Here is an 18,265-nt window from a genome sequence, read left to right on the forward strand (position 1 = left end):
CGCACGGAGAACAAGAACAATGAGCGACACCCCGGTCATAGGCCATTACCTCGACGGTCAGGTGCAGGACAGTGGTAGCGAACGATTCAGCGATGTCTTCAATCCGGCCACCGGCGGCGTTCAGGCGCGGGTCGGGCTGGCCAGCCAGAAGACCGTGGACGCTGCCGTCGCTTCGGCGCTGAAGGCCTTTCCGGCCTGGTCCGAGCAATCGTCCCTGCGCCGTTCGCGGGTGATGTTCAAGTTCAAGGAATTGCTCGATCGTCACCACGACGAACTGGCCGAAATCATCAGCCGGGAACACGGCAAGGTGTTTTCCGACGCCAAGGGCGAAGTCACCCGAGGCATTGAAATCGTCGAGTACGCCTGCGGTGCACCGAACCTGTTGAAGACCGAGTTCAGCGATAACATCGGCGGCGGTATCGACAACTGGAACCTGCGTCAGCCGCTCGGCGTCTGCGCCGGGGTCACGCCGTTCAACTTCCCGGTGATGGTGCCGCTGTGGATGATTCCGCTGGCGCTGGTCACCGGCAACTGCTTCATCCTCAAACCGTCCGAGCGCGACCCGTCCGCCAGTTTGCTGATGGCTCGCCTGTTGACCGAAGCCGGTTTGCCGGACGGTGTGTTCAACGTGGTTCAGGGCGACAAGACGGCGGTCGACGCCTTGCTGCAGCACCCGGACATCGAGGCGATTTCGTTTGTCGGTTCGACGCCGATTGCCGAATACATCCACCAACAGGCCACCGCGCGCGGCAAGCGGGTGCAGGCGCTGGGCGGCGCGAAGAATCACATGATCGTCATGCCCGACGCGGATCTGGATCAGGCGGCGGATGCCTTGATCGGCGCCGCTTACGGATCGGCCGGTGAGCGCTGCATGGCGATTTCGATTGCGGTCGCGGTGGGCGAAGTCGGCGATCAACTGATCGCCAAACTGTTGCCGCGCATCGATCAGTTGAAAGTCGGCAACGGTCTGCAAGGCGACAACGACATGGGCCCGCTGGTCACCGCCGAACACAAGGCCAGGGTGGAAGGCTTTATCGATCAGGGCGTGGCCCAGGGCGCGCAGCTGATTGTCGACGGCCGTCACTTCAAGGTGCCGGGGGCCGAGACGGGCTTTTTCGTCGGCGCGACGCTGTTCGATCACGTCACCACCGACATGAGCATCTATCAGCAGGAAATCTTCGGCCCGGTGCTGGGCATCGTTCGCGTGCCGGATTTCGCCAGTGCCGTGGCGCTGATCAACGCCCATGAATTCGGCAATGGCGTGTCGTGCTTCACCAGCGATGGCGGGATCGCCCGCGCCTTCGCCCGCAGCATCAAGGTCGGGATGGTCGGCATCAACGTGCCGATTCCGGTGCCCATGGCCTGGCATTCGTTCGGTGGCTGGAAGCGCTCGCTGTTCGGCGATCACCATGCCTACGGAGAAGAAGGCATTCGTTTCTACAGCCGTTACAAAAGCGTGATGCAGCGCTGGCCCGACAGCATTGCCAAGGGGCCGGAATTCAGCATGCCGACGGCCAAATAATTCCTCTGCGCGGAGAACAACAAGAATGAGTACTCCCCTGCGTTTTGCCCTCAACCGAATGGTCGCTCCACGTTTGTCCCTGCTGGCGTTCATCGAATTGGCGGTGACCCTCAAGGCCGACGCCATCGAGATCCGCAACGACCTCAAAGGCATCGAGATCGAGGACGGCACCGCACCCGAACACGTGCGTGAGTTGTGCACGGCCCACGGCATCAGCGTGCTGTCGATCAACGCGCTGTATCCGTTCGACGTTTGGAATGACGAGCGCCGCGCGCAGGCCTTGAAGCTGGCTGCCTATGCCCGCGATTGTGGTGCGCGGGGGCTGGTGATGTGCCCGTTGAACGATCGCGCCGATCCGCGCAGCGTCGCCGAACGTGCGTCGGGCCTGCGCACCGCGTTGAGCGAGCTGGCGCCGATCCTGCGCGATCATGGCCTGCTGGGTTTCATCGAGCCGCTGGGTTTCAAAGCCTGCTCGCTGCGTCGCAAACGCACGGCGGTGGAGGCGATCAGGGCGGGCGGCGGGCTGGATGTGTTCCGTCTGGTGCATGACACCTTTCACCACCACCTGGGCGGTGAGCAAGAGTTTTTCCCTGAGCTGACCGGGCTGGTGCACATCTCCGGTGTCGAGGAGACCGAGGCGCCGCTGGCGACCCTTGGCGATGGTCACCGGGTGCTGGTGGGCGCGGACGACATTCTCGGCAACGCGGCACAAATCAACAGCCTGCTCGCTGGCGGCTACAGCGGCTACCTGTCGTTTGAGCCGTTTGCCGACAGCGTCCATGGCCTGGCGGATATTCAGACGGCGATCGGCGCGAGCATGGACCACCTGAGCCAATCCCTGAGTTGACAGTGCCCCTCGCAGGGATCGGATCTGAATTTGAAAGGTGCGGTTATGACCACAACAAGACTGACCATGGCCCAGGCCCTGGTGAAATTCCTCGATAACCAGTACATCGAGGTCGATGGCGTTCAGAGCAAGTTCGTCGCCGGGATCTTTACCATTTTCGGCCACGGCAACGTGCTGGGTCTGGGGCAGGCGCTGGAGCAGGACAGCGGTGACCTGATCGTCCATCAGGGCCGCAACGAACAAGGCATGGCCCATGCGGCGATCGGTTTCGCCAAGCAGCATCTGCGACGCAAGATCTACGCCTGCACCTCGTCCGTGGGGCCGGGCGCGGCGAACATGCTGACCGCTGCCGCCACCGCGACCGCCAACCGGATTCCCTTGCTGTTGTTGCCGGGTGACGTCTATGCCTGCCGTCAACCGGATCCGGTGTTACAACAGATCGAACAGTTCCACGACCTGAGCATCAGTACCAACGATGCGTTCAAGGCCGTGAGCAAATACTGGGATCGCATCAACCGCCCCGAGCAATTGATGACTGCGGCGATCCACGCCATGCGCGTGCTCACGGATCCCGCCGAAACCGGCGCCGTGACCCTGGCCCTGCCGCAGGATGTGCAGGCCGAAGCCTACGACTATCCCGATTACTTCCTGCAAAAACGCGTGCACCGGATCGAGCGTCGTCCGGCCACTGAAGCGATGCTCGGCGATGCCTTGGCGTTGTTCAAAGGCAAACGCAAACCGCTGATCATCTGTGGTGGCGGCGTCAAATACTCGGGTGCCAGCGCGGCGTTGCAGGCGTTTGCCGAGCGCTTCGATATTCCCTTCGCCGAAACCCAGGCCGGCAAAAGCGCGGTGGTGTCCAGCCATCCGCTGAACGTCGGTGGCATTGGCGAAACCGGTTGCCTGGCGGCGAACCTGCTGGCCAAAGAGGCGGATCTGATCATCGGGGTTGGCACTCGCTACAGCGATTTCACCACCGCGTCGAAATCCTTGTTCCAGCACCCTGACGTGCAATTTCTCAACCTCAATATCAGCCCCTGCGATGCCCTGAAACTCGACGGCGTGCAACTGTTGGCGGACGCCCGAACAGGTTTGTCGGCGCTGGCCGAAGCGCTGGGGGACTACCGTTCCGGCTGGGGCGACCAGCCCCGTCAGGCCCGGGCGCAACTGGACGAGGAAGTGGATCGCCTTTATCAGATCGACTACCAGGCTCGGGACTTCGTCCCGGAAATCAACGACCACCTCGATCCGGCGGTGTTGCGCGAATTCATCGAGCTGACCGGTTCCTGCCTGACCCAGAGCCGTGTGCTAGGCGTGCTCAATGAAACCCTTGCCGATGACGCGGTCATCGTCGCTGCCGCCGGCAGCCTGCCCGGTGACTTGCAGCGCAGCTGGCGTAGCAAGGGGGTGAACACTTATCACGTCGAATACGGATATTCGTGCATGGGCTATGAGGTGAACGCCGCGCTGGGCGTGAAGCTTGCCGAGCCCGAGCACGAGGTTTATGCGCTGGTGGGCGACGGCTCTTACATGATGCTGCACTCGGAGCTTGCCACCTCGATTCAGGAGCGGCGCAAGATCAACGTGGTGCTGTTCGACAACATGACCTTCGGTTGCATCAACAATCTGCAGATGGGCAACGGCATGGACAGCTTTGCCACCGAGTTCCGTTTCCGCAACCCGCAGAGCGGCAAGCTCGACGGTGCTTTCGTGCCGGTGGATTTCGCCATGAGCGCGGCGGCCTACGGCTGCAAGACCTACAAGGTGAACACCGTTGAAGAGTTGCAGGCGGCGCTGGCCGATGCGCGCTTGCAGACGGTCTCGACCCTGATCGACATCAAGGTTCTGCCCAAGACCATGATTCACGGTTACCTGTCGTGGTGGCGGGTCGGCGTGGCGCAAGTCTCCACCAGCGCCCGCACCGATGCAGTGGCCAAAACCCTGAACGAACGACTGGCCAAGGCCCGTCAGTACTGATTGCTCTGAATCGAACAACTACAAGGAATCCTTTTATGTCATTGCTTTCCCAAGCGTTGCGGCTAGGCGTCATCGGCACCGGGGCTATCGGTCAGGATCACATCCGTCGTTGCAGCCAGACCTTGCTCAACAGTCAGGTCGTCGCGGTTACCGACATCAATTTGCAGCAGGCGGCCAAGGTCGTGGCTGACCTGAATCTGACCGCCGAGGTCTATCCCGACGGCCACGCGCTGATCCAGGCGCCGGACGTCGAGGCGATCCTCGTCACCTCCTGGGGCCCGAGCCACGAAGAGTTTGTGCTGGCCGCGATTGCGGCGGGCAAACCGGTGTTCTGCGAGAAACCGTTGGCGGTGACCGCCGAAGGCTGCCGCAAGATCGTCGAGGCCGAAGTGGCCCACGGCAAACGGCTGGTGCAGGTCGGTTTCATGCGTCCGTACGATGAAGGTTATCGCGCGCTGAAGTCGGTGATCGACAGTGGCCAGATCGGCGAGCCTTTGATGCTGCATTGCGCGCACCGCAACCCGAGCGTGGGCGAAAACTACAAGACCGACATGGCAATCACCGACACGTTGATCCATGAACTGGACGTGCTGCGCTGGTTGCTCGACGACGATTACGTCTCGGTGCAGGTGGTGTTCCCGCGCAAGAGCAGCAAAGCCCTCGCGCATTTGAAAGATCCGCAGATCGTGCTGCTGGAAACCGCAAAGGGCACACGGATCGACGTGGAGGTTTTCGTCAATTGCCAGTACGGCTATGACATCCAGTGCGAAGTGGTGGGGGAGACCGGCATCGCCAAATTGCCGGAGCCGTCTCAGGTGCAATTGCGCAGCGGGGCCAAGCTGTCCAACGCGATTCTGATGGACTGGAAGGATCGCTTTATCGCGGCCTATGACGTCGAGTTGCAGGCGTTCATCGATGGCGTGCGGGCAGGGCAGGTCGGCGGGCCGTCGGCGTGGGACGGCTTCGCCGCCGCCGTTGCCGCCGATGCGTGCATCGAAGCGCAGCACAGCGGGGCGATCGTCAAGGTCGCACTGCCAGACCGTCCCCATTTCTACAGCTGACGCAAATCCCTGTGGGAGCGAGCTTGTTCGCGATTGCGGTCTATCAGGGCACATCAATGTGGAATGTGCCGCCGCCATCGCGGGCAAGCCCGCTCCCACAGGGTCCGCGTTTTATTCAGGGAAATACTTGTATGCGCATCGGACTTGTCGGTTACGGCCACGGCGGCCGGTTTTTTCATGCTCCGCTGATCAGCAGCCTGCCGGCGGCGACGTTTGTCGGCGTGGTTACTCGTTCAGCGGAGCGCCGACAGTTGCTGGCGGCGGAGCATCCGGGTGTGCCGGCCTTCGACAGCATCGGCCACTTGGTGGAAGCCGGGATCGATGTGCTAGTGGTATCGACGCCCCTCAAGGGGCGGCCGGCACTGGTGCTCGACGGCATCGAACACGGCGTGGCGGTAGTCAGCGACAAGCCGTTCGCCGCCGACTGGCAGCAGGCGCAAACCCTGATCACCATGGCCGAGCGCCAGAATGTTCCGCTCAGCGTGTATCAAAACCGGCGCTGGGACTCAGACTTTCTAACCGTGCGCAAACTCATCGAATCCGGCGCGCTGGGCCAGGTCAGCCGGTTCGAGTCGCGGATCGAGCGTTACTCGCCGTCATCGGTTCACAACAGCAGCGGCGGTGGTTTCCTGCGCGATCTGGGCAGTCATCTGGTCGATCAGGCGTTGTTGCTGTTCGGCCCGGTGACACGGGTCTACGCCGAACTGGACTACCTGGAAAAAGACCAGACCTTCGATCACGGCTTCTTCATGTCCCTGACCCACGTCAACGGCGTGACCTCGCACCTGGGCGGCAGTTGCCTGCAGAACAGCCCCGGCCCGCGCTTTCGGGTGAGCGGTACGCTGGGTTGTTACAGCGTCGAGGGGCTGGACGGGCAGGAGGTCCAGGCGCTGGCCGGGCTTTCGCCGAAGACCGAAGGCGAGCGCTGGGGCGTCGAGGAGCACCGACGTTGGGGCTGGTTCGAACACGGAGAAGAGCGCGAACGGGTTCCGTCCGAGCGCGGCTGCTGGAGTCAGTTCTATTTGCAGCTACAAATCGCCTTGCAAAACGGTGGCCCGCTGCCCGTGGATGCCCGCGATGCACTGGCGACAACCCGCGTGCTAGACGCTGCGCGACTGAGTTCCAAACGTCATCAGGTAGTGGAGCTGAGCGAGTTCGCAAGCCATGGAATAAAATCACAATAAAATTCTAAAACAGGTTGATATAGAAAATAATTTCCAATAGAGTCGATTTCAGATTCTCTGTCTCGCCATACGTTCCAACGCCTCGACTGCTTGTCCGCTTACTGAAATCGTCACGCCTCATCCATAAAACCAACAAGAATGTGGAGAAAGACTTTTCATGAAGACCAAGACCCGTTTTGCCTCACTGGCCTTGTCCCTGATGTTCGCCAGCGGCGCTGTGCTGGCCGATATGAAGATCGGCGTCAGCATGTCCCAGTTCGATGACACCTGGCTGACCTACCTGCGTGAATCCATGGACAAGAAAGCCAGGTCCTATCCCGACGGCGTCAAGCTGCAGTTCGAAGACGCCCGCAGCGACGTGGTCAAGCAACTGAGCCAGGTCGAAAGCTTCATCAGCCAGAAGGTCGACGCCATCGTGGTTAATCCGGTGGATACCGCCGCCACCAAGAAGATTACTGAAGCGGCAGTGAAGGCCGGCATTCCACTGGTCTATGTCAACCGCCGCCCCGATGACCTGAACCTGCCTAAAGGCGTCGTGACCGTCGCCTCCAACGACCTGGAGGCCGGCGAGATGCAGATGCAGTACCTGGCCGACAAGATGGGCGGCAAGGGCAACATCGTGATCTTGCTGGGTGACCTCGCGAACAACTCCACCACTAACCGCACCAAGGGCGTCAAAGAGGTGCTGGCCAAATACCCGGACATCAAGGTCGAGCAGGAGCAGAGCGGCGTCTGGCTGCGGGACAAGGGCATGACCCTGGTCAACGACTGGCTGACACAGGGCCGCAAATTCGACGCGGTCGTCTCCAACAACGACGAAATGGCCATCGGTGCCGCGATGGCGCTGCAACAGGCCGGCGTCGCCAAAGGCAGCGTGCTGATTGCGGGTGTCGACGGCACGCCGGACGGCTTGAACGCCGTGAAGAAGGGCTCGCTGGCCGCTTCCGTGTTCCAGGACGCCAAGGGCCAGGCCGACGGTTCCATCGATACCGCGGTGAGAATGGCGAAGAACGAGCCGGTCGAGCCGGCCGTCTGGGTGCCGTTCCGCCTGATCACGCCGCAAAACGTTGACCAGTTCAAATAGTCCGTCCGTTCAATAACAACAATAAGCCCGCAAGGTGGCGATCGCGACCTTGCCGATGGAGTACCTGATCATGTTCGCTTCAGCGACTGCTTCGAGCACCCCTTTGACGGGGAGCCCGCCCACTGCAATACCTGTCGAAGAGCCGTACCTGCTGGAGATCCTCAACGTCAGCAAGGGTTTCCCCGGTGTGGTGGCGTTGTCCGATGTGCAACTGCGGGTACGCCCCGGTTCCGTGCTGGCGCTCATGGGCGAGAATGGCGCGGGCAAATCCACCCTGATGAAAATCATCGCCGGCATCTATCAGCCAGACGCCGGCGAACTGCGCCTGCGGGGCAAACCGGTGGTGTTCGAAACGCCACTGGCGGCGCTTCAGGCCGGGATAGCAATGATTCATCAGGAACTCAACCTGATGCCGCACATGAGCATCGCCGAAAACATCTGGATCGGCCGCGAGCAGCTCAACGGCTTTCACATGATCGACCATCGGGAAATGCACCGCTGCACGGCGAAACTGCTGGAGCGCCTGCGGATCAACCTTGATCCCGAAGAGCTGGTCGGCAATCTGAGTATTGCCGAGCGGCAGATGGTCGAGATCGCCAAAGCCGTGTCCTACGACTCCGACATCCTGATCATGGACGAACCGACGTCGGCCATCACCGACAAGGAAGTCGGCCACCTGTTCTCGATCATTGCCGACCTGAAACGTCAGGGCAAAGGCATTATCTACATCACCCACAAAATGAACGAAGTGTTCGCGATCGCCGATGAAGTGGCGGTGTTCCGTGACGGTGCCTACATCGGGCTGCAGCGAGCCGATTCCATGGACAGCGACAGCCTGATTTCGATGATGGTCGGTCGTGAATTGAGCCAGTTGTTTCCGGTGCGTGAAAAGCCGATTGGCGATCTGTTGCTGTCGGTGCGCGACCTCAAGCTCGACGGTATTTTCAAGGGTGTTTCCTTCGACCTGCATGCCGGGGAAATCCTGGGCATCGCCGGCTTGATGGGCTCCGGCCGGACCAACGTGGCTGAGGCGATCTTCGGCATCACGCCCAGCGACGGTGGCGAGATCCGTCTCGATGGCGAGGTGGTGCGCATCCGCGATCCGCACATGGCGATCGAGAAGGGCTTCGCACTGTTGACCGAGGATCGCAAGCTCAGTGGTCTGTTCCCGTGCCTCTCGGTGCTGGAGAACATGGAAATGGCCGTCCTGCCGCACTACGCCGGCCACGGTTTCATCCAGCAAAAAGCCTTGCGCGCCTTGTGCGAAGACATGTGCAAGAAGCTGCGGGTGAAAACACCGTCGCTGGAGCAGTGCATCGACACCTTGTCGGGTGGCAATCAGCAGAAAGCCTTGCTGGCGCGCTGGTTGATGACCAACCCGCGAATCCTGATTCTCGACGAGCCGACCCGCGGCATCGACGTCGGCGCCAAGGCCGAGATTTACCGGCTCATCGCCTACCTCGCCAGCGAAGGCATGGCGGTGATCATGATTTCTTCGGAGCTGCCGGAAGTGCTCGGCATGAGCGACCGGGTGATGGTCATGCACGAGGGCGACCTGATGGGCACCCTCGACTGCAGCGAGGCGACTCAGGAGCGGGTGATGCAACTGGCTTCGGGCCTGTCCTCGGTTCATTAACGGATACCGCTGGTGGCTGAGGCCGCCGTCGATGATGCGATAGAAAGGTGAGTGGTTATGAACGCGATACTGGAAAACAAACCGGCCACGGCACCGGTCAAGAGTCGCCGGCGCTTTCCGACGGAGCTGAGCATTTTCCTGGTGCTGATCGGCATTGGCCTGGTGTTCGAACTGTTCGGCTGGATCGTGCGCGACCAGAGCTTTCTGATGAACTCCCAGCGGCTGGTGTTGATGATCCTGCAAGTGTCGATCATCGGCCTGCTGGCGATTGGCGTGACCCAGGTGATCATCACCACCGGTATCGACCTGTCGTCGGGTTCGGTACTCGCCTTGTCGGCGATGATCGCGGCCAGTCTGGCGCAGACTTCGGATTTCGCTCGGGCAGTGTTTCCGTCACTGACCGATTTGCCGGTCTGGATTCCCGTGATTGCCGGGCTTGGTGTCGGGTTGCTGGCGGGGGCGATCAACGGCAGCATCATCGCCATCACCGGGATTCCACCGTTCATTGCCACACTGGGGATGATGGTTTCAGCCCGTGGTCTGGCGCGTTATTACACCGAAGGCCAGCCGGTGAGCATGCTCTCGGATTCCTACACGGCCATTGGCCACGGGGCGATGCCGGTGATCATTTTTCTGGTGGTGGCGGTGATCTTCCACATCGCGCTGCGCTACACCAAATACGGCAAATACACCTACGCCATCGGCGGCAACATGCAGGCGGCGCGCACCTCCGGTATCAACGTCAAACGCCATCTGGTCATCGTCTACAGCATCGCCGGGTTGCTGGCGGGGCTGGCAGGCGTGGTGGCTTCGGCCCGCGCCGCTACCGGTCAGGCCGGGATGGGCATGTCTTATGAGCTGGATGCGATTGCCGCCGCAGTCATCGGTGGTACCAGTCTGGCGGGTGGGGTGGGGCGCATCACTGGCACGGTGATTGGCGCTCTGATTCTAGGGGTGATGGCCAGCGGTTTTACGTTTGTCGGGGTCGATGCCTACATTCAGGACATCATCAAGGGGCTGATCATCGTGGTTGCCGTGGTGATCGACCAATACCGCAACAAGCGCAAGCTCAAACGCTGAAGTTCATTGTCCTGGCTTGGTAACGCGGGATGAACGTCACACAGTAAAGCCGATCGGAAAGATCGGCTTTTTTGTTCCTGCGCAAAGACTGCTGAGGCGGCCAAGTCGTTCAGGGTTTCTTTTCTTCCATCCCATCTTTTGAGCCGCTGGACGTTTGCGCATCCTTATCTGTTTCGTGGGTCTCTGCACCGGAATTCGACCCCGAGGCTTCTTCGCCCTTTTTGTCGGCCCTGTCTTCCTTGGATTCGGTGCCTCCCTGGTTGACTCCGGGAATACCGGTAGGCGGGACGCTGCTTCCCGCCGTCGCAAGCGGTGCAGTGGCGGATAAAAGACTTCCAAGCATGAGGGCTGCAATGGTTTTGTTCATCGTCGGGGCTTCCGCGTCAGGTGGATTGACGTTGGAAAATCAGAAGCGAAACAAAGTGCCGGGCGGCTGACGGGCGGGAGAGCTGGGAGGCGGGTGGCTGTGTAGTCGAGCATCTTTGTAGAGAGCCTTCGGCCGAACATGGCTGCAACAGGCGGCAAATTGCTGGCCCCCGAATGTTTGAAGTCCCGGCAAACTCGCCTTTTTTCAAAAGGTTAGGTGGGCTATATGCGGACGATTGTCATCACCGTAGCAACGCTTTCCCTCGCTCTGTTCGCGGTGCAGGCCCAGGCCAGGGAACTGAGCAAGAGCCATCGTTTTGCGTGCACTTGGGGCTCGGACATCGCTGCCGGCGCGCAACAGTCGAAGTTGTCAGGGATTTCCCTGTACGGCGCCCGCAAGCGCTTGCAGGTACGTAAATTTCAGCAGCCGTGGATGCGCATGACCGCGATGGGCATCACGGAGCAAACCTATAACAGTACCTCGCGTCTCAAGCCCGCAGCCGTCAAGCAGACCTATTACGAACAATGCGTGAGACATGAACTGGCTCAGCGATAAAAGTGAAGCCCAACCTCAAGAGGTTGGGCTTTTTATTGTCTTGCGCAAATGCAGCGCTATTTGTCGCTTTCGCAATTGACCATCCATGACACGCCAAAACGATCCACCAGCATGCCGAAGCGTGCGGCCCAGAAGGTGGATTCCAGCGGCATGTCGACACGACCGTCCCTGGCCAGGGCGTTAAACACCCGTTCGGCCTCGGCGATGCTGTCGACATTCAGGGAGATCGAGCAGCCGCTCATGCCTGGGGTCGGGCGGTCGGGTGTGGTGTCCGAAGCCATGAGCATCTGATCGCCGACTTTCAGGCAGGTGTGGATGATCAGGTTGTGGTGCTCTTTGGGGACATGTTCGGCGGCTGGGGTTTCGCCGAAGGTCATCATCGCTTCGAGCTTGCCTTGCAGGCATTGCTCGTAAAACGTGAAGGCTGCGCGGCAGTCGCCGTTGAAGATCAGGTACGGGTTGATTTTCATGGTGGTGCTCCCGAATAGGCAGTGGAACGCTGCGCGGCCGGGTGTGCCGAAGCAGCGTCATGGATTGACTCCATCCAGCAAAGCGTTAGAACGCCGGATTGCCAGCCGATGCTGCAAGAATTTCCTTTCGGGGTGACCGATGGTCTGCGGGGAGGGATGTCAGGAGTCTCGCGGGTTTTTCTGCACCGTAGCGCCCGCCACCCGGGCGGCAGGTCGGGTTTGCATCAGCGCATCGATCGCCTTGCGATAGTTCTGTCCGCCTAGCGCCATGCTGTTGTTGTGCGTTGCGCCGGGCACCAGCAGCAGGCGTTTCGGTTGCCGGGCGGCGGCGAACAGTTGCTCGCTGAAGCGCGACGGCACGAATGCGTCGGCCAGACCGTGCACCACCAGCAGCGGCATGTGGATCTCGGCGATCTTGTCGATGGAGTCGAACTTCTGCGACAACAGCCAGCGCACGGGAAGAGAGGTGTTGGCCACCGCAGCCGCCACATCCGCCAATGAGGTGAACGTGGATTCGATGACCAGTCCGCGCACCGGCAGAGGGGTGTGATTTCTGGCAGCATCGCGGCCGAGTTCGGCAGCCAGGTCGATGGCGACCGCACCTCCCAGCGAATGTCCGTAAATCAGGCGTTTGTTCGGGTCGGGCTGCAACAGCTGGAAGCGTTCCCAGGCCACCCGCGCATCCTCGTACACCGTGCTCTCCGACGGCAGGTCGCCATGGCTCTGGCCGAAGCCGCGATAGTCGATGGCCAGCACCGAATAACCTGCCGCACGCAGTTGCTCGATACGGAACAGTTGCCCGGTGAGGTTCCAGCGCACGCCATGCAGATAAAGGATGGCCGGAGCATCGGCGCGCTCTGCCGGCCACCACCAGGCGTGAATGTTCTGCCCGGCCTTGAAGCTTTTCGGTTGCAGGTCGAGTTCCTGCACGCTGCCGGGCAATCCGTGATACCAGCCGGCCGTGCCCGGCTCGATGCGAAACAGCAGCTTGCGTTCGGTGTGTTCCAGCACGGCACAACTCGCCGGCACGCCGATGATCAGGGCGGCCATGCAGGCGAACGCCAGACGGCGGCGTCGAAGTCGGGTCATGAAGGCAAGGAACATTAAACGTTTCACCACGGCGCGGACAAAGAACGCTTTTTACCAGATGCCTTGACCTGCGCGTGACATTTTCGACCACCGCACGCCTGCAACGATTACAAAATGCTGCAGCGACTCAGTCGATCTTCAGCACGATCTTGCCGATGTGATCGCCCGCTTCCATGTGCGCATGGGCCTTGGCTGCGTCGGCGAGCGGGTAAACCTTGTCGATGATCGGCAGGCAGCGTCCGGCGGCCAGCACCGGCCAGACGTGTTCGCGCAATTGATCTGCGATGGCGGCTTTTTCCGCCGAGGTACGGGCGCGCAGGAGCGAACCGGTGACCACCGCACGCTTGCCGAGGATGGCCAGCAGATCGATGTCGTTGGCCCGCGCGCCGCCGAGGAAGCCGATCATTACCAACCGCCCATCCATCCCCAAGGCGCTGATGTTCCCGTTGAGGTACGAGCCGCCCATGATGTCGAGGATCACATTGACGCCCTGGCCGGCAGTTTGCTCGGCGATGACAGTCGCGAAATCCTGTTCCCGGTAGTTGATCGCTTCACCGCCCAGATTGCGGATCGCTGTGCATTTGTCGGCGCTGCCGGCGGTGGCGAAGGCTTCGATGCCAAACTCGCGGCACAGCATCAACGCGGTGGTGCCGATGCCGCTGGTGCCGCCGTGGATCAAGGCGCGCTGGCCACGGCTGGCGCCGCCGAGACCGAACAGGTTGGCCCACACGGTGAAAAAGGTTTCCGGAATGGCCGCTGCCTGGATCCAGTCCAGCCCATCGGGGATTGGCAAGACCTGGCCCGCCGGAACCGCGCAATATTCGGCGTAACCGCCGCCATTGGTCAGCGCGCACACGCGGTCACCCACCGCGAATGTGCTGACGCCATTGCCGACCGCCACGACTTCACCCGCCACTTCAAGGCCCGGGATCGGGTTCATGCCAGGCCTCATCGGGTACTTGCCGGCGCGTTGCAGGGCGTCCGGGCGATTGACGCCGGCGGCGTGCACGCGGATCAGTACTTCGCCTTCTGCGGCGACCGGCAGCGGGACGCGTCGGGATTGCAGAACCTCGGGCCCGCCCGGTTCGGTGATTTCCATTCGGGTCATATCAGTGGGCAACGTCATGTTCGATTCCTCTTGAAAAAGTGATCAGTAGATGGGAACGCAGTCAGGGCGCAATGATTCCCGTCATTCGGCGCAGCAGCGTTGCTCGACGGAGGAGGGCAGCAGTTTCAGGGCGTGCTCAAGTATCAGCGCGATCACGATGGCACCGCCGGCAATCACGAAGAGCAGCACATGTTGTCCGCCCGTGGCGTTGAACAGCGCCGAATAGGCGAAGCCCGCCAGCGCCTGAAACGTGGCGAACGACACCGTGGCCCGGCTCCACGCCACCTGCTGGCGATGGTGATCCGGTACCAGCTCATGCACTCGGGCCAATGCCAGCGGCACAATGCCCGGCGGGAATGAACCGAGGACCACCGCCAGCAGTGCCAACGCCAGGAACGAATGCGAAATGGCCAGCAAGCCAAGGGTGATCGCCTGCACCACCAGCACCAGACGAATGCCGGTTCGCGCGCCGAGATGATCGGCGAGGAAGCCGTAACTCACCGGGCCGACGATGGCGCCCAGACCGTACATGACCCACATCAGCGCGCCGACATGCGACCCGGCGCCCAGACCCCGGGCGACATAATCCACCAGAAAGACCATGGCCGGCACCAGCCCGGCGGCCATGAACGCGTACTGGGCAAACAGCAGATAAACCGCAGGCGGTGTCGGCTCGAGCGGATCCACCTGAGCCGTTGCGGTTGTTGCATGGGGCTGCTCCGAGGGCCAGCCGAACCAGCTCAAAGCCGTCAGTGCCAGCGACAGCACGCCCAATCCCAGCCATGTTGCTTGCAAGCCCAGGCTCAACAGCAGCGGAACGATCGTGCCCGAGCCGGCGATGCCCAGACCGATGCCGAGGAAAATCGCCCCGCTGGCCAGGCCTTTGCGCTCGGCCGGTACATGGGGCAATACAGTCGCAGCCACCAGCACCATGATCGCGCCACCCGCGATTCCCGACAGCAGGCGCCAGCCGAAATACCAGCTCACCGACACCGGGTACGCACAGGCGAAAAACGCCACGGTCACCGCCAGCATCATCAGGCGCAGAGCGTTTCTCTGAGTGAGCCGGCGTGCCAGCGGGCGGCCGAGGAGGGCGCCGATCAGGTAACCGACCAGGTTGGCCGCGCCGAGATAGACCACATCATGGGCGGAAAACCACTGCGCCTGAATCAGCGAGGGGATCAGCGGCGTGTAGGCGAAACGCGCCAGGCCGATGCTGACCAGGCTGGCGCAGAGTCCGGCGAAAATCGCCAGCCAGACTCTCGCGTCCGGACGCTCGGGCGAAGCAATTGAAGTGGGCATGACGGCAATCCTGTGGAAAGGTTTATGGCGCCCAGCATATCGGCTATCGTTGCTGCGTTAATGCAGCGAGTTTGCGTGATAGTGATGCGTTTATGCATCAATGGAGAACGGTATGAACTGGGATGATGCACGGGTGTTTCTTGCGGTCTGCCGCGAGTCGACATTGCGCGGTGCCGCCCGTGTACTGGGCGTGGATCAGGCAACGGTCGGGCGCCGCATCACGGCACTGGAAAAGTCGCTGGCCGCGACCTTGTTCCTGCGCACCTCCGAGGGCTATGCGCTGACGGCAGTCGGTGAAGCGGCGCTCAAATCCGTGGAAAAAATGGAGCATTCGGCACTGGAGCTGGAACGGCGTATCCAGGGCCTGGACGATCGTCTGACCGGCAGCGTGCGGGTCAGCACCACCGATTCGCTGGCCATCGATTTCCTGATCCCGGCCATCGCGCAGTTGCACGAACAGCATCCGGACGTGCGCGTGCAACTGGACGCCTCTACGCAGATCCTCAGCCTGGCCAAACGTGAAGCGGACATCGCCGTGCGCAATACCCGTCCGGACAACCCGGACCTGATCGCCCGGCGCATCGCGCGTTGGCCGGTGGGTTTGTTCGCCTCGCAGGCCTATGTCGACAGCCATGGCGTGCCGTCGCCGGGCAGTGCGTTCGAGGGCCATGACCTGGTGGTGTACCAGCCGTATCTGCAGGGCAACAAGGATCTGACCCTCGTGTCGGAGCCTGTGACTCGCGGGCGGATCGTCGCCGGTCTGAGCTCCAGCCTATTGGTCCGACGCTCGATTGCCGCCGGGTTGGGGGTAGGAGAAATCCCGCTCTACATGGGCGAGCGTGATGGTTTGGTCAGGCTGTGGCCGGAGCGCACGCGTCCGTTGCCTTATGAGGTGTGGCTGGTGACCCATGCGGATTTACGCCACAGCGCGCGGGTCAGGGCGGTGATCGAGCACATTGTCGAAGCGTTTGTGCCGGAAAACGAGTAGTCGTTCTGTCAATGAAAAAGCGGCCTTCACTGAAGGCCGCTTTTTTGTGAGCGTTGAAACCGGTGCCTCATGGCATTTCAGGCAACTCCTGAGGCCGCAGGTCAAACACCAGCACTTCGGCATCCTGGCCATTGCTCAGGGTCAGTGCCTGTTCTTCACGAACCCGTACGCCATCGCCTTCCTTCAACTGCACGCCGTTCAGTTCAACGCTGCCGCGAGCAACGTGGACATAGGCGTAACGGTTGGCAGGCAGCTTGAGGGTGGCACTTTCCTCGCCATCGAACAGCCCGGCATACACTCGTGCATCCTGGCGCACTTTCAGCGAGCCGTGACTGCCTTCGGGCGAGATGATCAGTTGCAGGCGACCGCGTTTTTTCTGTTCGTTGAAGTGCTCTTGCTGGTAGCGCGGTTTGGCGCCGCTGACGTCCGGCACGATCCAGATCTGCAGGAAGTGCACAGGCTTGGTCGCCGAGTGGTTGAACTCACTGTGGGCCACGCCACTGCCGGCACTCATCAGTTGCACGTCGCCGGGGCGGATCACCGAACCGGTGCCGAGAGTATCCTTGTGTTCCAGGGCGCCTTCGAGCACGTAGGAGAAAATCTCCATGTCGCGGTGCGGGTGCTGGCCGAAGCCTTTGCCGGCGGCGACGCGGTCATCGTTGATCACCAGCAGGTCGGAGAAACCCTGTTCACGCGGGTTGCGATAACTGGCGAAGGAAAAGGTGTGGAATGACTTCAACCAGCCATGATTGGCCAGACCACGGTCGGAAGCTTTGCGAAGGGTCAGCATGATCAGATCTCCTTTCAGGACGTTGATTCGTCCAAGTGAGGAGAAGGTTACTGGTTACGCTGGTGTGCAATAAGTAGGTGAAAATTGAAATACTGTCCCCTTGGAGTTGACAGTAATGTGCGTCAGTTCACGCATTCTTTTTCAACGTTTGCGCTGTACTTGGCCATAATGCGGCAACTTATAACTGTTCATTGATTTCAGTGATGTCTGCTCATGAAAACCGTGGCAATGGTGTTGTTTCCCGAGTTTCTACTGCTCGATATGGCCGGGCCGCTGGAAGTGTTCTCGGTTGCCAACCGATACCTTAAGCCGGACGACCATTATCAACTGACGCTTCTGGGGACTGAACGCGGGCCGCTGCGTGCCTCCAATGGTGTGCGGGTGCATACCGACGGGCATATCGACGAAGCCGGCGATCGCTATGACTTGCTGTTGGTGCCAGGCGGACCCGGTGCCTACAACAAAAAATGTCCGCCGCTGCTGGACTGGCTCAAAGGTGCGGTCAGTCGTGCCGGGCGCTACGGTTCGATTTGCACGGGTGCCTTCGTGCTTGGCTACGCCGGGCTGCTGGATGGGTATCGCGTGACCACCCACTGGAACTACACCGAGCGCTTGATCAAGGGCTTTCCCAAGGCAGATGTCGCGACCGACCAGATCTTTGTCGAAGACCGCAACCTGATCACCTCGGGGGGCGTGACAGCCGGAATCGATCTGGCACTGGCGGTGGTGGCCCGCGATCACGGCAAAAAACTCGCTCAGGATGTGGCCAAAGTGCTGCTGGTGGTGATGAAGCGCCAGGGCGGACAGGCGCAATTCAGTCCGCTGATGGCAGCGGTTGCGCCACAGGAAACCCCCGTCACCCGTGTACAGAACTACGTTCTGGAGCATCTTGAGGAAACCTTCACCGTTGAGCGCATGGCCGGTGTGGCGAACATGAGTGCACGCCATTTCGCCCGCCTGTTTGCACGCGAAGTCAACATGACGCCCATGGAGTTCCTGCAAAGTGCACGCATCGACTGCGCGCGCAATCTGCTGGAGACCAGCGATCTGCCGCTGAAGACAGTGGCCTACAAAAGCGGTTTCGGCAGCGTGCGGCACATGCGTTTTCTGTTCGGCGAAAAGCTCGGATTGACCCCGGCTCAATATCGCGAGCAGTTCAGCTAGAGCTGTTCTGTCCGTTACGGGCATCCGGATGTCCGTGCTGG

Annotated in this window: 17 protein-coding genes; 11 read left to right on the forward strand and 6 right to left on the reverse strand. The window is 61.1% G+C overall.

Features of this window, described 5'->3' with window-relative positions:
* Positions 1 to 19 precede the first annotated feature (19 nt).
* The 8 genes from NE357_RS10045 to NE357_RS10080 all read left to right on the forward strand — a co-directional run bounded on the left by NE357_RS10045 (position 20) and on the right by NE357_RS10080 (position 10,391).
* On the forward strand, positions 20 to 1,522 hold the full coding sequence (locus NE357_RS10045) for a CoA-acylating methylmalonate-semialdehyde dehydrogenase (RefSeq protein WP_169429695.1): 1,503 nt from the start codon (positions 20 to 22) through the stop codon (positions 1,520 to 1,522).
* Positions 1,523 to 1,547: 25 nt separating this feature from the next.
* On the forward strand, positions 1,548 to 2,369 hold the full coding sequence (locus NE357_RS10050) for a TIM barrel protein (protein WP_169429696.1): 822 nt from the start codon (positions 1,548 to 1,550) through the stop codon (positions 2,367 to 2,369).
* Between the two features lie 45 nt (positions 2,370 to 2,414).
* The gene (iolD, locus tag NE357_RS10055) at positions 2,415 to 4,346 is read left to right on the forward strand and encodes a 3D-(3,5/4)-trihydroxycyclohexane-1,2-dione acylhydrolase (decyclizing) (RefSeq protein WP_169429697.1); all 1,932 of its coding nucleotides are present in this window, start codon (positions 2,415 to 2,417) and stop codon (positions 4,344 to 4,346) included.
* A gap of 35 nt (positions 4,347 to 4,381) precedes the next feature.
* Positions 4,382 to 5,407: a Gfo/Idh/MocA family protein gene (locus tag NE357_RS10060; RefSeq protein ID WP_169429698.1), complete on the forward strand. Its 1,026-nt coding sequence runs from the start codon at positions 4,382 to 4,384 to the stop codon at positions 5,405 to 5,407.
* A 131-nt stretch (positions 5,408 to 5,538) separates the two neighbouring features.
* Entirely contained in the window at positions 5,539 to 6,591 is a 1,053-nt protein-coding gene (locus NE357_RS10065; RefSeq protein ID WP_169429699.1) for a Gfo/Idh/MocA family protein, read from the forward strand.
* 157 nt (positions 6,592 to 6,748) lie between these two features.
* Complete coding sequence (locus NE357_RS10070; RefSeq protein WP_169429700.1) at positions 6,749 to 7,675, forward strand: sugar ABC transporter substrate-binding protein; 927 nt, start codon at positions 6,749 to 6,751, stop codon at positions 7,673 to 7,675.
* A gap of 70 nt (positions 7,676 to 7,745) precedes the next feature.
* Entirely contained in the window at positions 7,746 to 9,311 is a 1,566-nt protein-coding gene (locus tag NE357_RS10075) for a sugar ABC transporter ATP-binding protein (protein ID WP_169429701.1), read from the forward strand.
* Positions 9,312 to 9,368: 57 nt separating this feature from the next.
* On the forward strand, positions 9,369 to 10,391 hold the full coding sequence (locus tag NE357_RS10080; protein WP_007956055.1) for an ABC transporter permease: 1,023 nt from the start codon (positions 9,369 to 9,371) through the stop codon (positions 10,389 to 10,391).
* 109 nt (positions 10,392 to 10,500) lie between these two features.
* Here NE357_RS10080 and NE357_RS10085 read toward each other — a convergent pair whose 3' ends face one another.
* Positions 10,501 to 10,758 carry a hypothetical protein gene (locus tag NE357_RS10085; RefSeq protein WP_169429702.1) on the reverse strand — a complete coding sequence of 86 codons (258 nt, stop codon included), beginning with the start codon at positions 10,756 to 10,758 and terminating at the stop codon, positions 10,501 to 10,503.
* Positions 10,759 to 10,983: 225 nt separating this feature from the next.
* Between NE357_RS10085 and NE357_RS10090 the strand changes: the two genes are divergently transcribed.
* The gene (locus NE357_RS10090) at positions 10,984 to 11,313 is read left to right on the forward strand and encodes a hypothetical protein (RefSeq protein ID WP_169429703.1); all 330 of its coding nucleotides are present in this window, start codon (positions 10,984 to 10,986) and stop codon (positions 11,311 to 11,313) included.
* A gap of 56 nt (positions 11,314 to 11,369) precedes the next feature.
* Here NE357_RS10090 and NE357_RS10095 read toward each other — a convergent pair whose 3' ends face one another.
* From NE357_RS10095 to NE357_RS10110, 4 genes are all read right to left on the reverse strand, one after another.
* Positions 11,370 to 11,783 (reverse strand): VOC family protein, encoded by a 414-nt coding sequence (locus NE357_RS10095; RefSeq protein WP_169429704.1) that lies wholly within the window; start codon positions 11,781 to 11,783, stop codon positions 11,370 to 11,372.
* Positions 11,784 to 11,942: 159 nt separating this feature from the next.
* A complete protein-coding gene (locus NE357_RS10100; protein WP_169429705.1) occupies positions 11,943 to 12,887 on the reverse strand; it encodes an alpha/beta hydrolase in 945 nt (314 codons plus the stop codon).
* A gap of 112 nt (positions 12,888 to 12,999) precedes the next feature.
* The gene (locus NE357_RS10105; protein ID WP_169429706.1) at positions 13,000 to 13,998 is read right to left on the reverse strand and encodes an NAD(P)H-quinone oxidoreductase; all 999 of its coding nucleotides are present in this window, start codon (positions 13,996 to 13,998) and stop codon (positions 13,000 to 13,002) included.
* A gap of 63 nt (positions 13,999 to 14,061) precedes the next feature.
* Positions 14,062 to 15,282 (reverse strand): YbfB/YjiJ family MFS transporter, encoded by a 1,221-nt coding sequence (locus NE357_RS10110; RefSeq protein ID WP_169429707.1) that lies wholly within the window; start codon positions 15,280 to 15,282, stop codon positions 14,062 to 14,064.
* A 112-nt stretch (positions 15,283 to 15,394) separates the two neighbouring features.
* On the opposite strand from NE357_RS10110, the gene NE357_RS10115 reads away from it, so the two are divergent.
* On the forward strand, positions 15,395 to 16,270 hold the full coding sequence (locus NE357_RS10115) for a LysR family transcriptional regulator (RefSeq protein ID WP_169429708.1): 876 nt from the start codon (positions 15,395 to 15,397) through the stop codon (positions 16,268 to 16,270).
* A 67-nt stretch (positions 16,271 to 16,337) separates the two neighbouring features.
* Here NE357_RS10115 and NE357_RS10120 read toward each other — a convergent pair whose 3' ends face one another.
* Positions 16,338 to 17,060 carry a pirin family protein gene (locus tag NE357_RS10120; RefSeq protein ID WP_169429709.1) on the reverse strand — a complete coding sequence of 241 codons (723 nt, stop codon included), beginning with the start codon at positions 17,058 to 17,060 and terminating at the stop codon, positions 16,338 to 16,340.
* Between the two features lie 213 nt (positions 17,061 to 17,273).
* Here NE357_RS10120 and NE357_RS10125 point away from each other — a divergent pair, with 213 nt between their 5' ends.
* Positions 17,274 to 18,224, forward strand: a complete 951-nt coding sequence (locus NE357_RS10125; protein WP_169429710.1) for a GlxA family transcriptional regulator — start codon at positions 17,274 to 17,276, stop codon at positions 18,222 to 18,224.
* Positions 18,225 to 18,265 lie beyond the last annotated feature (41 nt).

This window comes from Pseudomonas sp. G7(2022), assembly GCF_052660475.1.

What these genes read in the sequence shown, in the direction of transcription:
- NE357_RS10115 (WP_169429708.1), top strand. Translation starts at nt 15,395, where the DNA reads ATGAACTGGGATGATGCACGGGTGTTTCTTGCGGTCTGCCGCGAGTCG.
- NE357_RS10070 (WP_169429700.1), top strand. Translation starts at nt 6,749, where the DNA reads ATGAAGACCAAGACCCGTTTTGCCTCACTGGCCTTGTCCCTGATGTTC.
- NE357_RS10095 (WP_169429704.1), bottom strand. Translation starts at nt 11,783, where the DNA reads ATGAAAATCAACCCGTACCTGATCTTCAACGGCGACTGCCGCGCAGCC.
- NE357_RS10120 (WP_169429709.1), bottom strand. Translation starts at nt 17,060, where the DNA reads ATGCTGACCCTTCGCAAAGCTTCCGACCGTGGTCTGGCCAATCATGGC.
- NE357_RS10125 (WP_169429710.1), top strand. Translation starts at nt 17,274, where the DNA reads ATGAAAACCGTGGCAATGGTGTTGTTTCCCGAGTTTCTACTGCTCGAT.
- NE357_RS10045 (WP_169429695.1), top strand. Translation starts at nt 20, where the DNA reads ATGAGCGACACCCCGGTCATAGGCCATTACCTCGACGGTCAGGTGCAG.
- NE357_RS10075 (WP_169429701.1), top strand. Translation starts at nt 7,746, where the DNA reads ATGTTCGCTTCAGCGACTGCTTCGAGCACCCCTTTGACGGGGAGCCCG.
- NE357_RS10060 (WP_169429698.1), top strand. Translation starts at nt 4,382, where the DNA reads ATGTCATTGCTTTCCCAAGCGTTGCGGCTAGGCGTCATCGGCACCGGG.
- NE357_RS10090 (WP_169429703.1), top strand. Translation starts at nt 10,984, where the DNA reads ATGCGGACGATTGTCATCACCGTAGCAACGCTTTCCCTCGCTCTGTTC.
- NE357_RS10100 (WP_169429705.1), bottom strand. Translation starts at nt 12,887, where the DNA reads ATGTTCCTTGCCTTCATGACCCGACTTCGACGCCGCCGTCTGGCGTTC.
- NE357_RS10080 (WP_007956055.1), top strand. Translation starts at nt 9,369, where the DNA reads ATGAACGCGATACTGGAAAACAAACCGGCCACGGCACCGGTCAAGAGT.
- NE357_RS10110 (WP_169429707.1), bottom strand. Translation starts at nt 15,282, where the DNA reads ATGCCCACTTCAATTGCTTCGCCCGAGCGTCCGGACGCGAGAGTCTGG.
- NE357_RS10050 (WP_169429696.1), top strand. Translation starts at nt 1,548, where the DNA reads ATGAGTACTCCCCTGCGTTTTGCCCTCAACCGAATGGTCGCTCCACGT.
- NE357_RS10085 (WP_169429702.1), bottom strand. Translation starts at nt 10,758, where the DNA reads ATGAACAAAACCATTGCAGCCCTCATGCTTGGAAGTCTTTTATCCGCC.
- iolD (WP_169429697.1), top strand. Translation starts at nt 2,415, where the DNA reads ATGACCACAACAAGACTGACCATGGCCCAGGCCCTGGTGAAATTCCTC.
- NE357_RS10065 (WP_169429699.1), top strand. Translation starts at nt 5,539, where the DNA reads ATGCGCATCGGACTTGTCGGTTACGGCCACGGCGGCCGGTTTTTTCAT.
- NE357_RS10105 (WP_169429706.1), bottom strand. Translation starts at nt 13,998, where the DNA reads ATGACGTTGCCCACTGATATGACCCGAATGGAAATCACCGAACCGGGC.